This window comes from Polaromonas sp., assembly GCF_030682935.1.
Taxonomy (GTDB): domain Bacteria; phylum Pseudomonadota; class Gammaproteobacteria; order Burkholderiales; family Burkholderiaceae_C; genus Polaromonas.
The window spans coordinates 1-12,195 of the sequence record NZ_JAUXNA010000198.1 but is presented as its reverse complement, the minus strand read 5'-3'; the positions used below and the strand labels follow the sequence as shown (position 1 = coordinate 12,195).

Here is a 12,195-nt window from a genome sequence, read left to right as displayed (position 1 = left end):
GGCTCAGGACACCTGAATGGCTTTTGCCTTGGCCTTGCCGCTGCCCTCCTTGGGCAAGCGCACCGTCAGCACACCATTTTTGTAGTGCGCTTCGGCCTTGTCGATGTTCACATTGCGCGGCAAGGGAATGGCGCGCTGAAAGGCGCCGTAGGCGCGCTCCATGACATGGTAGGTGCTCTCGTGCGTTTCGCGTTCAAAATGCTTTTCACCGCTCAGATGAAGCACATTGCCCTCAATGGTGATGCTGCAATCTTCCTTGTTCATGCCAGGAACTTCGACGCGCACCACGATGTCAGCCGGGGTTTCTTCCACTTCCCCGGCCAACAGGCTCCAGCGCGGCAAAGTGGCCAAGGCCTCGCTGTCTTCCTCGCTTGCATCCTTGCGACGGACAAAATGCGTGAGGGACTCGCTGCCGCGGCTGAGCAGTTCGCGCCACCCTTCCGACAGGTTTTCCCATGCGCGATTGATCTCGCGGCCGATGTCTTTTCCCGCCTGTTTCAAGGAGTTCAGCATGGTCAGCTTTCTGAAAATAAGTTTTTACGCCCTACGCCGCCGCGAACCGGAAACACACATGGCGTTGCGATCGGACAGACGGCAGCGTTGGCAGAAGCCCAATGTAGGACGCCCGGCAAATAGCGGCTTGATATTTCTCAAGCACTACAACCACAACTACAGCTGATCGGTGGCGATCAAGTCTGCCGGAACACCCTCCTGGCCATGTTGTTCTGCGCGTGCCTTGCCCAACAAAAACTCGATGCAGGTGCGCACGGCGCGTGTCTGGTGCCGGTTGGGCATGTACAGCAGGTACATGCGCGTGCCGAAAATGCTCAGGCGGTAGTCGTCCAAGGTGGTCAGCACCTCGCCGGATTCAATCGCGTCCATCACCACATAGTCGGGCACCAGGCCCAGGCCCAGGCCAGCCAGAATCCCCTGGCGCAGGAACGGAAAGTGCTCGGAAATCAGCGTGGGTTCGAGCGTGACCTCGTGGCGTTCGTCGCCCCGGTAGGCGCGCAGCCGCAGCTGCTGGCCCACCACGCCCGAGGTGATCAGCGGCGTGCTGCGCAGCTGATCCAACGCGGTGGGCAGGCCATGCTGCTGCGCAAACGCGCGTGACGCGCAGGCCAGGTAACGCACGCTGCCCAGTTCACGCGCAACCAGGGCGGGCGGCGGCTCGGGCATCACGCGGATGGAGATGTCCACCTCGTCCCGCAGGTTGTCGGCCCGGTTTTCAAACAATACGTCGAGCACGATGCCGGGGTACTGGCGCTTGAACTCGATCAGCCAGTCGGACATCACCATCTGCCCATAGCCGCTGGGCACGCTCAAGCCCACGCGGCCCTGCAGGCCCTGGCCCAGCGTGGTGATGGTTTCGCGGGCGGCCTGCATTTCATTCTGGATGCTGCGGCCATGCGCGTACAGGCGCAGGCCGACCTCGGTCGGTTCGACGCGTCGCGTGGTGCGACGCACCAGCTGCACGCCTACGGACTTTTCAAGCTGCTTGAGGTGGTAGCTGACGTTAGCGCGCGTCATCTTGAGCTTGCGTGCGGCCTGGCTCAGGTTGCCGGCGTCAATGATGTCGACCAACAGGGTTAGCGAGGCGAGATCCATGGTATTTGTAAAAAAATATTTGACAGTCTGTCAATTGTTTATGTAATTGTCAATATAGTTTTACACAGTGACAATGCGTTGAATCAATTTCCATCCAACGAAACTGGAGACACGCGCATGCGCACTGAAGCTGCCACTTCCGTCGTCAACACCACACGCCACGGGAGCGTGCTGCTGGTGACCATCGACCACCCCCCTGTCAACGCGCTCAGCGTGGACGTGCGCCGTGGCCTGCTGGCCGCCGCGCAAGAGGCCGATGCCGATGCAGGCGTGGCCGCGGTGCTGATCGTGGGTGCGGGCCGGGCCTTCATCGCCGGGGCGGACATCCGTGAATTCGGCAAGCCGCCGATGGCGCCCTCGCTGCCCGAGGTGTGCAGCCGCATCGAAGCCTGCAGCAAGCCCGTGGTGGTGGCGATCCACGGCCCGGCGCTGGGCGGCGGCTTGGAAGTGGCCCTGTCGGCCCACTACCGCCTGGCCATGCCGGATGCCATGCTGGGCCTGCCCGAAGTGCTGCTGGGCCTGCTGCCCGGCGCCGGCGGAACACAGCGCGCACCGCGCCTGATGGGTGTGAAGCCTGCGCTGGAAATGATGCTCAGCGGCCGCCACCTGGGCGCCAGGGAAGCCCTGGCCCTCGGGCTGGTCGACCGGCTGGGCGAAGGCACCGACGTGCTGGCTGCGGGCCTGGCCTATGCCGACGAGCTTATCGCCAGCGGCGCCGGTGTGCGCCCCACCCGTGCGGCAGACGCGGCCCTGGCCGACAAGGCCGCCAGCCAGGCCGCGCTGGAGGCGCTGAAGGCCGACACGGCCCAAAAGACGCCCGGCCTGTTCTCGCCGCTCAAGATCATCGAGGCCGTGCAGGGCGCCCTGAACCTGCCTTTTGACGAGGCCGTGGCGCTGGAGCGCCAGCTGTTCCTAGCGTGCCTTGGCAGCCCGCAGCGTGCCGGCCTGATCCATGCTTTCTTTGCCGAACGCGAGGTGGCCAAGTCGCCCGAGACGCGCAACGCCAAACCGCGCGCCATCGCCAGCGTGGGCGTGATTGGCGGCGGCACCATGGGCGCCGGCATTGCGGTGGCCGTACTCAACGCCGGGCTGCCCGTGACCATGGTCGAGCGCGACGACGCCTCCATCGCCCGCGGCCGTGCCAACGTCGAGAAGGTGTATGACGGTCTCGTGGCCAAGGGCCGCATGACGCCCGACGCCAAGGCCGCCGTGATGGCCCGCTTCAGCGGCAGCACCTCGTATGACGCGCTGGCCCAGGCGGACTTGGTGATCGAGGCCGTCTTTGAGGAAATGGGCGTCAAGAAGGCGGTGTTCGTTGAACTGGACCGGGTGTGCAAGCCCGGCGCCGTGCTGGCCACCAACACCTCGTACCTGGACATCGATGAAATTGCGGCCAGCGTGTCGCGCCCGCAAGACGTGGTGGGCCTGCACTTCTTTTCGCCGGCCAACATCATGAAGCTGCTGGAGATCGTGGTGCCCGCCCAGGTCAGCGCCGATGTGGTGGCCACTGCGTTTGACCTGGCCAAAAAGCTCAAGAAAGTGCCCGTGCGCGCCGGCGTGTGCGACGGCTTCATCGGCAACCGCATGCTGGCCGTGTACCGCGCCACCGCCGACCACCTGCTGGAAGACGGCGCCTCGCCCTACCAGATCGACGCCGCCGCGCGGGAATTCGGCTATCCCATGGGGCCGTTCCAGGTTGCGGACCTTGCCGGCGGCGATATTGGCTGGGCCACGCGCAAGCGCAAGGCCGCCACGCGCAACCCCGAGGCGCGCTACGTGCAGATTGCCGACCGCCTCTGCGAGCGCGGCTGGTTTGGCCAGAAGACCGGCCAGGGCTATTACCGTTACCCAGAGGGCTCGCGTACCGGCATGCCGGACGACGAGGTGCTGGCCATCATCGACGCCGAGCGCCAGCGCACCGGCACCACGCCGCGCACCTTCAGCAACGAGGAGATCATGCGCCGCTACCTGGCCGCCATGGTCAACGAGGGCGCCAAGGTCGTGGCCGAAGGCATTGCGCTGCGTCCGCTGGATGTGGACGTGACGCTGGTGCATGGCTACGGCTTCCCGCGCTTTCGCGGTGGCCCCATGAAGCACGCCGACATGGTCGGCCTGCCCAAAATTTTGGCCGACATCCAGGAGTTCGCCCGGGAAGACCCGCTGTTTTGGCAACCCGCCGCGCTGCTACTCAGGCTGATTGAAGAAGGCCGGAACTTCGACAGCCTCAACCAGCCGTAATCAAGCCGTCATCAAGCCGCAATGTTCATCATCAGGAGACCCCACCATGCGTGAAGCCGTCATCGTATCCACCGCCCGCACCCCCCTGACCAAGTCCCACCGGGGCGAGTTCAACGCGGTCAGTGGCGCCACCCTGGCCTCGTTCGCCGTCAAGGCCGCCGTCGAGCGCGCCGGCATAGACCCCGGCCTGATCGAGGACGCCATCCTCGGCTGCGGCTACCCGGAAGGGCGCACTGGCCGCAACACTGGACGCGCCAGCGTGATCCGCGCCGGCCTGCCCCTGAGCATCGCGGGCGCCACGGTCAGCCGCTTCTGCGCCTCGGGCCTTCAGGCGGTGGCCATGGCCGCGGGCCGCATCATCGTGGACGGCGCCCCGGCCATGATCGCCGGCGGCGTGGAAAGCATCTCCGGCATTCGCCGCAGTGAAGGCGGCGGCGTCGACACCGGCATCGACCCCTGGATCAACGAACACAAACCCGCTCTGTACATGGCGATGATCGAGACCGCCGACATCGTGGCCAGTCGCTATGGCATCAGCCGCGAGGCGCAAGACCGCTTCTCGGTCGAGAGCCAGCGCAAAACCGCCGAAGCGCAGGCTGCCGGCCGCTACAAGGACGAGATCATCTCCGTGACCACCACCATGGCGGTCACGAACAAGGAAACCCAGGAAGTCACGCACCAGGACGTGACGATTGACCACGACACCTGCAACCGCGCCGGCACCACCTACGAGTCCCTGGCCAAGCTGGCGCCCGTGCGCGGCGCCGGCCAGTTCATCACCGCCGGCAACGCCTCGCAACTGTCCGACGGCGCCTCGGCCTGCGTGCTGATGGAAGCCAGGGAAGCAGCGCGCCTGGGCCTGCAAGCCCTGGGCGCCTTTCGCGGCATGGCCGTGGCCGGCTGCGAGCCCGATGAAATGGGCATTGGCCCGGTGTTCGCCGTGCCCAAGCTGTTGGCCCGCCATGGCTTGACGGTGGACGACATCGACCTGTGGGAGCTCAACGAAGCCTTTGCCTCGCAGGCGATCTACTGCCAGCAAACGCTGGGCATCCCCGACGAGCGCCTGAACGTCAACGGCGGCGCCGTGTCGATAGGCCACCCGTTTGGCATGACCGGCGCGCGCCTGGTCGGCCATGTGCTGCTGGAAGGCCGTCGCCGCAAGGCCAGGTACGCGGTCGTGACCATGTGCATTGCTGGCGGCATGGGTGCCGCCGGCCTGTTTGAAATTTTCTGAAAGAGACTGAGACATCGCCATGGACCTGAGTTTTACCCCCGAAGAACAGGCGTTCCGCGCCGAAGTGCAGCGTTTCCTGACCGACCAGGTGCCGGCCCCACTGACCGCCAAGGTGCGCGAAGGCAAGCACCTGGGCAAGGTCGATCTGCAAGCCTGGCATGCGCTGCTCAACGCCCAGGGCTGGCTGGCCAGCCACTGGCCCGAGCAGTACGGCGGACCGGGCTGGAACACCGTGCAGAAGTTCATCTTCGAACACGAGTGCGCCCTGGCCTATGCCCCCCGCACCATTCCCTTCGGGGTCAACATGCTGGGCCCGGTGCTGATCAAGTACGGCAACGACGCCCAGAAGCAGCACTGGCTGCCGCGCATCCTCAGCGGTGCCGACTGGTGGTGCCAGGGCTACTCGGAGCCGGGCGCCGGCTCCGACCTGGCGTCGGTCAAGACCAGCGCGGTGCGCAGCGGCGACCACTACATCGTCAACGGCCAAAAGACCTGGACGACGCTGGGTCAGCACGCCAACATGATCTTTTGCCTGGTGCGCACAGACCGCGACGTCAAGCCGCAAGAAGGCATCAGCTTCCTGCTCATCGACATGACCACCCCAGGCGTGGACGTGCGCCCCATCATCACGCTGGATGGCGAGCACGAGGTCAACGAGGTCTTCTTTACCGACGTGAAGGTGCCGGCCGGCAACCTGGTGGGCCAGGAGAACAAGGGTTGGACCTGTGCCAAGTACCTGCTGACCTACGAGCGCACCAACATCGCCGGCGTGGGATTTTCCGATGCCGCGCTGGCACGCCTCAAGGTGATCGCGGCCAGGACCCTGAAGAACGGCCAGCCCCTGGCGCGGGACCCGCTGTTCGCGGCGCGCCTGGCCCGGGTCGAGATCGACCTGGAAAACATGAAGACCACCAACATGCGCGTGATCACGGCCGTGGCAGGGGGCGGCGCACCGGGCGCTGAAAGCTCCATGCTCAAGATCCGCGGCACCGAGATCCGCCAGGAACTGACCGCCCTGACCCGCCGCGCCATGGGCCCCTACGCCCTGCCCTTTATCGAGGAAGCACTGCAGGAAGGCTACGACCAGGCCAGCGTGGGCCCGCAAGAGGCGGCCTTTGCCGCGGCCCAGTACTTCAACAACCGCAAGCTGTCGATTTTCGGCGGCTCCAATGAAATCCAGAAGAACATCATCTCCAAGATGATCCTGGGCCTGTAAAGCACCGGCCTGACGAGGACCCCACCATGAACTTCACCCACACCGAAGACCGCCGGATGCTGGCGGACTCGCTCGACCGCTACGTGGCCGAGCAGTACAACATCGAGACCCGTCACAAGATCAGCAAATCCAAGCTCGGGTACAGCCCCGTGCAATGGGCCAAGTTTGCCGAGCTGGGCGTGATCGGCGCCCTGTTTACCGAAGCGCAAGGCGGCTTTGGCGGCGATGGCTTTGACATCGCCGTGGTGTTCGAATCCCTGGGCCGTGGCTTGGTGGTGGAACCCTTCCTGGCCAGCGCCGTGCTGGCGGGCAGCGCCCTGGCCCACGCCGGCAACGACGCCCAGCAAGCGCTGCTGGCCAGCCTCATCGATGGCAACCACATTGCCACGCTGGCCCATGAAGAAGCCGACGCGCATTACGCGCTCCACCGCGTCAGCACCCGCGCCACCCGCAGCGGCGACCACTATGTGATCGACGGTGCCAAGGCGGTGGTGGCCCTGGGCGACCAGGCGCAGACCGTGATCGTGTCCGCCCGCAGCAGCGGCGACGTGGCCAGCGAGGACGGCATCTCGCTGTTTGTGCTGCCCGCCGACACGGCCGGGGTGAGCCTGCGCGCCTACCCCAACATCGACGGCACCCGTGCCGCTGAAATCACCTTCACGCAAGTGCGCGTGCCCGCCTCGGCCCTGCTAGGCACCGAAGGCCAGGGCCTGACCACGCTGGAGCATGCCGTGGGCCGTGGCATCCTGGCGCTGTGCGCCGAGTCCCTGGGCGCGATGGAAGTGGCCAAGAAGCAGACCATCGAGTACCTGCAAACGCGCAAGCAGTTCGGCAAGGCCATCGGCAGCTTCCAGGCCCTGCAGCACCGCATGGCCGATGTGCTGCTGGAGATCGAGCAGGCCCGCTCGGCCGTGATCAATGCCGCCGCCGCACTGCAGGCCGACCGAAGCACGCGCGAGCGCGCCTTGTCGGCCGCCAAATACAGCATCGGCCGCATAGGCACGCTGGTGGCCGAAGAATGCATCCAGCTGCACGGCGGCATCGGCATGACTTGGGAGCTGCCCATGCCCCACTACGCCAAGCGCCTGGTCATGATCGACCACCAGCTCGGCGACGAGGACCACCACTTGGCGCGCTTCATCGCGCTGGGCCAGGCCTGAGGCCATGAACGGGCCGCTGCTGTCGCGCCGCGAAGGCGCCGTGCCAGGACGCCTGGCGCTCCCGACTATTTTGAAAATGAACCCGTCATGTCAGACATAAACCCCTCGCTGCCGCTGGCAGGCATCCGCGTCCTCGATCTTTCCCGCGTGCTGGCCGGCCCCATGTGCGGCATGGTGCTGGGCGACTTTGGCGCCGAGGTCATCAAGGTCGAGCACCCGGGACGCGGCGACGACACGCGCGACTGGGGCTTGCGCGTGGGCAAAACCGAAACCGCCTACTTCAACAGCATGAACCGCAACAAGCGCTCCATCACGCTGGACCTGCAAAAGCCCGAGGCGGTGCAGATCGTGCTGGACCTGGCGCGGCAGTGCGACGTGGTGATCCAGAACTTCAAGTTCGGCGGCGCCGAGAAAATGGGCCTGGGTTACGAGCAGATCAAGGCCGTGCGGCCCGACATCGTTTACTGCTCGATCACGGGCTATGACCGCAGCGGACCCGAGGCCGCGCGTCCCGGCTACGACCTGGTGGTGCAAGGCGAAGCCGGCCTGATGGCGATCAACGGCGAGGCCGATCAGCCGCCGCTGAAGTTCGGCGTGGCAGCGGTGGACATGTTCACCGGCATGTATTCGGCCCAGGCCATCCTGGCGGCCTTGTTCCAGCGCCAAAAGACCGGGCGCGGGCGCCATGTCGAGATGGCGCTGTTCGACTGCGGCCTCATGATCACAGCCTACTACGGGCTGGAAGCCATGCTGATGCAGAAAGACCCGCCGCGCTACGGCAATGCGCATCCGTCCATCGTGCCCTATGGCGTGTTCAATGCCGAAGACGGCCCGCTGGTCATCACCGTGGGCAACAACGCCCAGTTTGAGCGCTTTTGCCGCGAGGTGATCGACCGCCCCGACCTGGCCGATGACGAGCGCTTCAAGACCAACCTGGGGCGCGGCGCCAACCGCCAGGCCCTGATGTCGGAGATCCTGCGCGAGCTGGGCAGCCGCTCGCGCCAGCTGCTGCTGCAACGCCTCAAGGCGGCCGGCATTCCGTGCGGCGAAGTGCTGGGCCTGTACGAAGCCCTGACCTCCGAGCGCGCCGTGCGCGGCGGGCTGGTGACCGAGCAGCCCCATCCGGTGGCCGGCAGCACGCATGTGATGGCGCCCCCCTACCGGCTCGATGGCGAGCGCCTGCCGGTGCGCCGCGCACCGCCCGAACTGGGCGAAGGCACCCGCGAAGTTCTATCGAGCCTGCTGGGCCTGGGCGACGAGCGCCTGGCCGAGCTCAAGGCGCTTGGCGTGCTCTGAAAGCGCCGCCGCATTTCCATTTTTTTCGTTCAAGCTACCCAGGAGAACCCATGTCCAACCCTATTTCTTTCAAGCTGTCCGGCCTGACCCGCCGCGTCCTGCTGGCCCTGGCCCTGCCCGTGCTGGCAGGCAGCGCCTTCGCGCAAGCCTGGCCCAGCAAGACCATCAAGCTGATCGTGCCGTTCCCGGCCGGCGGCCCGACCGACACCGCCTCGCGCATCATTGGCCAGAAACTGGCCTTGCGCCTCAAGCAGCCTGTCATCGTGGAGAACAAGGCCGGCGCATCGGGGGCGATTGCGGCAGCGCAGGTGGCCAAGTCACCGGCTGACGGCTACACCCTCATGATGCTGGCCACGCCGACCCTGCTGGCACCGCACCTGTACAAGACCACGGGCTACGACAGCGTGAAGGACTTCACCTCGATTGCCACGGTGTACGACCTGCCCATCGTGGTGGTGGTCAACCCGTCGCTGATGCCCACCGTGACCGACCTGCAAAAGCTCGTGACCCATGCCAAGGCGCAGCCCGGCCGCCTCAACTACACCAGCTCAGGCGTCGGCAGCTTCGGCCACCTGAGCATGGAGCTGCTCAAGCAGATGGGCCAGTTCGACATGCAGCATGTGCCTTACCGGGGCGGTGTGCCGGCCATTACCGACACCCTGGGCGGCCAGGTGCCCATGATGTACGCCGACCTGGTGGCCGCCTTGCCGCACATCCAGTCAGGCGGTCTGCGCGCCATTGCAGTGGGTTCGCCCCAGCGCGTGGGCGTGATCCCCGATGTCAAAACCATTGCCGAGCAAGGCTTCAAGGGCTTTGATGCCGTGTCTTGGGGCGGCCTGATGGCCCCTGCGGGCACGCCCAAGGACGTGGTCGACCGCATCAGCGCCGAGGTCAAGGCCATCCTGGCCGAAAAAGACACGCAGGACAAGCTGCTCAACGCCGGCGCCATCGCCAACTACCAGACCGCCGACCAGATGGCCACCCGCGTGCAGCAGGACTACACCAAGTGGGGCAAGGTGATCCGCGACAAGGGCATCACGAACCAATAACGGATCCACGCCGCCAGGCGACCGCAAGTGCAAGTGCAAGTGCAAGTGCAAGTGCAGGTGCAGGTGCAGGCCGGCAAACGGGATGCTCATCCTTCAGTAAAAAATGCAACTACTCAGCCTCCCCGATTTTCTCCTTCCCGTCTTTGGGGGAAGGTCGGGATGGGGGCTTTCGCAAGGAGCATTCATACATGGTGTTCAGACGGTCTTGCCAGAGCCAGCCACGAATCGAATTTCGGCTGCCCGGCCACTTCCGCCAGCCCCCATCCCAGCCTTCCCCCAGCGGGGGAAGGAGCCGTGCGGACTCGGGAACAGGTGGCACCCTGAGTCGTTACAAAAAAGTAATGAAAAATGCTTCTAGCGCTCATTCTGCCTACGTATACAGCTATCATTTTTGATAACCTGACAATCAACCGCATTCACTCAATCGCAACTGAAACTGCCCGGACGCGCCCATGAACCCCATCACGTCATCACCCGAAGCGGGTTTTCGCACCGTCGCGGCGCTGATTCGCGAGCATGCGCAGCGACAGCCGCAACGACCTGCCCTGCGCGACGACCAGCGTGAACTGAGCTATGCCCAGCTGGATGCCCTCATGGACCGCATCGCGGCAGCCCTGCAGCGCGACGGTGTGCAGCCCGGCGACAGCATTGCGATTTGCGCTCATTCATCGGTGCAGTACGCCGCGCTGTTCCTCGGGGCGCTGCGGGCCGGGGTGGTGGTGGCGCCGCTGGCCCCCTCGTCCAACCGGGAAAGCCTGGCGTCCATGCTGCACGACGCCGGGGCGCAGTGGCTGTTCCTGGACAGCGCGGCGCAGGACCTGGTGCCACAGGACATGGCGGCGCCCCGCTGCGTCTGGCTTGACGGCGCTTCGGCCGGCATTCGCTTTGAAGACTGGCTGGCCGCCGAAGGCGCGCAACCGCAACCGGTCGATTTGTCGCCAGAGGCCCCGTTCAACATCATCTATTCGTCGGGCACCACGGGTACGCCCAAGGGCATCGTGCAGTCGCACGGCATGCGCTGGGCGCATGTTCAGCGGGGCAGCGCCTACGGCTACAGCCCTGAAGGCAGGACGCTGCTGGCCACGCCGCTCTATTCGAACACCACGCTGGTGGTGTTCTTTCCCACGCTGGGCTTTGGCGGCTGCGTGCAGCTGATGCCCAGGTTCGATGCGGCGCGCTATCTTCAGCTGGCCGAGCAGCGCCGTGCGACGCACACCATGCTGGTGCCGGTCCAATACCAGCGCATCATGGCGCTGCCGCAGTTCGGCGCGCACGACCTGTCGGCGTTCCGGTTCAAGTTCTGCACCAGTGCACCGTTCAGCGCAGCGCTCAAGGCCGATGTGCTCGCGCGCTGGCCGGGCGGCCTGGTCGAGTTCTACGGCATGACCGAAGGCGGCGGCACCTGCATCCTGGTCGCGCACGAGCACCCCGACAAGCTCCACACCGTGGGCCAGCCCGCCGCCACCAGCGACATGCGGCTGATCGACGAGGAAGGCCGCGAACTGCCCCTGGGCGCCACCGGCGAGGTGGTCGGGCATTCGCCCAGCATGATGACGGGCTACCACCGCCAGCCCGGCCTGACGCGCGAGGCCGAATGGTTTGACGCCGGGGGCAAGCGCTTCATCCGCACCGGCGACGTGGGGCGCTTTGATGCCGAAGGATTCCTGACGCTGCTGGACCGCCGCAAGGACATGATCATCAGCGGCGGCTTCAACATCTACCCGTCCGACCTGGAGGCCGAGCTGCGCCAGCACCCGGCCGTCGAGGACGTGGCGGTGGCGGGCGTGCCCTCCGAACGATGGGGCGAAACCCCGGTCGCCTTTGTGCGGCCCCGGCCTGGCGCCATCGACGAGGCCGCGCAGATCTTGGCCTGGTACAACGCCAGCGCCGGAAAGACGCAGCGTCTGGCGGCGCTGCATTTCATCGACGAGTTGCCCCGCAGCGCGATTGGCAAAGTGCTCAAGCGCGAACTGCGCGCGCTGCATCTAAGCATTTCAACCTGATCATGAAAAGGAAGCCATGAAAATCATTGTCCCCGTCAAGCGCGTCGTCGACTACAACGTGAAAGTCCGCGTCAAATCAGACGGCACCGGTGTCGACATCGCCAACGTCAAGATGAGCATGAATCCGTTCGACGAGATCGCCATCGAGGAAGCCGTGCGCCTGAAGGAAAAGGGCGTGGCGCTTGAGGTCATCGCCGTGTCCTGCGGCGTGCTGCAGTGCCAGGAGACCCTGCGCACCGCCATGGCGATTGGCGCCGATCGCCATGGCGGTGCGCAGGGTCTCCTGGCACTGCGTGACGCCGCAAGAGACGGCGATCACCTCGGTGACCACGCCCTTCTCTTTCAGACGAACCGCTTCTTCCACCGCGATTTCGTCAAACGGGTTCATGCT

Annotated in this window: 10 protein-coding genes and 2 pseudogenes; 9 read left to right on the top strand and 3 right to left on the bottom strand. The window is 65.5% G+C overall.

Translation table 11 applies throughout. The features are described from left to right. Positions 1-3 precede the first annotated feature (3 nt). Positions 4-513, bottom strand: a complete 510-nt coding sequence (locus Q8K05_RS08945; protein WP_305246280.1) for an Hsp20/alpha crystallin family protein — start codon at positions 511-513, stop codon at positions 4-6. Between Q8K05_RS08945 and Q8K05_RS08940 the strand changes: the two genes are divergently transcribed. Then, positions 512-679 carry a hypothetical protein gene (locus Q8K05_RS08940; RefSeq protein ID WP_305246279.1) on the top strand — a complete coding sequence of 56 codons (168 nt, stop codon included), beginning with the start codon at positions 512-514 and terminating at the stop codon, positions 677-679. The genes Q8K05_RS08945 and Q8K05_RS08940 overlap by 2 nt on opposite strands. Here Q8K05_RS08940 and Q8K05_RS08935 read toward each other — a convergent pair. Continuing rightward, the gene (locus Q8K05_RS08935; RefSeq protein WP_305246278.1) at positions 670-1,608 is read right to left on the bottom strand and encodes a LysR family transcriptional regulator; all 939 of its coding nucleotides are present in this window, start codon (positions 1,606-1,608) and stop codon (positions 670-672) included. The two genes, Q8K05_RS08940 and Q8K05_RS08935, sit on opposite strands and share 10 nt — an antisense overlap. A 117-nt stretch (positions 1,609-1,725) precedes the next feature. On the opposite strand from Q8K05_RS08935, the gene Q8K05_RS08930 reads away from it, so the two are divergent. The 8 genes and pseudogenes from Q8K05_RS08930 to Q8K05_RS08895 form a co-directional block, all read left to right on the top strand. Beyond that, entirely contained in the window at positions 1,726-3,846 is a 2,121-nt protein-coding gene (locus tag Q8K05_RS08930; RefSeq protein WP_305246277.1) for a 3-hydroxyacyl-CoA dehydrogenase NAD-binding domain-containing protein, read from the top strand. Between the two features lie 46 nt (positions 3,847-3,892). After that, positions 3,893-5,080, top strand: a complete 1,188-nt coding sequence (locus Q8K05_RS08925; protein WP_305246276.1) for an acetyl-CoA C-acyltransferase — start codon at positions 3,893-3,895, stop codon at positions 5,078-5,080. A 19-nt stretch (positions 5,081-5,099) separates the two neighbouring features. Beyond that, complete coding sequence (locus tag Q8K05_RS08920; protein WP_305246275.1) at positions 5,100-6,296, top strand: acyl-CoA dehydrogenase family protein; 1,197 nt, start codon at positions 5,100-5,102, stop codon at positions 6,294-6,296. 26 nt (positions 6,297-6,322) lie between these two features. After that, positions 6,323-7,456: an acyl-CoA dehydrogenase family protein gene (locus Q8K05_RS08915; RefSeq protein WP_305246274.1), complete on the top strand. Its 1,134-nt coding sequence runs from the start codon at positions 6,323-6,325 to the stop codon at positions 7,454-7,456. A gap of 87 nt (positions 7,457-7,543) precedes the next feature. After that, positions 7,544-8,752: a CaiB/BaiF CoA-transferase family protein gene (locus Q8K05_RS08910; RefSeq protein WP_305246273.1), complete on the top strand. Its 1,209-nt coding sequence runs from the start codon at positions 7,544-7,546 to the stop codon at positions 8,750-8,752. Between the two features lie 50 nt (positions 8,753-8,802). Further along, on the top strand, positions 8,803-9,801 hold the full coding sequence (locus Q8K05_RS08905; protein ID WP_305246272.1) for a tripartite tricarboxylate transporter substrate binding protein: 999 nt from the start codon (positions 8,803-8,805) through the stop codon (positions 9,799-9,801). Positions 9,802-10,253: 452 nt separating this feature from the next. After that, a complete protein-coding gene (locus Q8K05_RS08900) occupies positions 10,254-11,804 on the top strand; it encodes a class I adenylate-forming enzyme family protein (protein WP_305246271.1) in 1,551 nt (516 codons plus the stop codon). Positions 11,805-11,820: 16 nt separating this feature from the next. Continuing rightward, positions 11,821-12,066, top strand: a pseudogene (locus Q8K05_RS08895) (electron transfer flavoprotein subunit beta/FixA family protein); the annotation flags it as partial. A gap of 42 nt (positions 12,067-12,108) precedes the next feature. Here Q8K05_RS08895 and Q8K05_RS08890 read toward each other — a convergent pair. Beyond that, positions 12,109-12,192, bottom strand: a pseudogene (locus Q8K05_RS08890) (electron transfer flavoprotein subunit beta/FixA family protein); the annotation flags it as partial. Positions 12,193-12,195: the final 3 nt, after the last annotated feature.

Excerpts from the sequence above, each read along its gene's own strand:
- Q8K05_RS08920 (WP_305246275.1), top strand. The coding sequence starts at position 5,100 with ATGGACCTGAGTTTTACCCCCGAAGAACAGGCGTTCCGCGCCGAAGTG.
- Q8K05_RS08905 (WP_305246272.1), top strand. The coding sequence starts at position 8,803 with ATGTCCAACCCTATTTCTTTCAAGCTGTCCGGCCTGACCCGCCGCGTC.
- Q8K05_RS08925 (WP_305246276.1), top strand. The coding sequence starts at position 3,893 with ATGCGTGAAGCCGTCATCGTATCCACCGCCCGCACCCCCCTGACCAAG.
- Q8K05_RS08910 (WP_305246273.1), top strand. The coding sequence starts at position 7,544 with ATGTCAGACATAAACCCCTCGCTGCCGCTGGCAGGCATCCGCGTCCTC.
- Q8K05_RS08935 (WP_305246278.1), bottom strand. The coding sequence starts at position 1,608 with ATGGATCTCGCCTCGCTAACCCTGTTGGTCGACATCATTGACGCCGGC.
- Q8K05_RS08930 (WP_305246277.1), top strand. The coding sequence starts at position 1,726 with ATGCGCACTGAAGCTGCCACTTCCGTCGTCAACACCACACGCCACGGG.
- Q8K05_RS08940 (WP_305246279.1), top strand. The coding sequence starts at position 512 with ATGGTCAGCTTTCTGAAAATAAGTTTTTACGCCCTACGCCGCCGCGAA.
- Q8K05_RS08900 (WP_305246271.1), top strand. The coding sequence starts at position 10,254 with ATGAACCCCATCACGTCATCACCCGAAGCGGGTTTTCGCACCGTCGCG.
- Q8K05_RS08915 (WP_305246274.1), top strand. The coding sequence starts at position 6,323 with ATGAACTTCACCCACACCGAAGACCGCCGGATGCTGGCGGACTCGCTC.
- Q8K05_RS08945 (WP_305246280.1), bottom strand. The coding sequence starts at position 513 with ATGCTGAACTCCTTGAAACAGGCGGGAAAAGACATCGGCCGCGAGATC.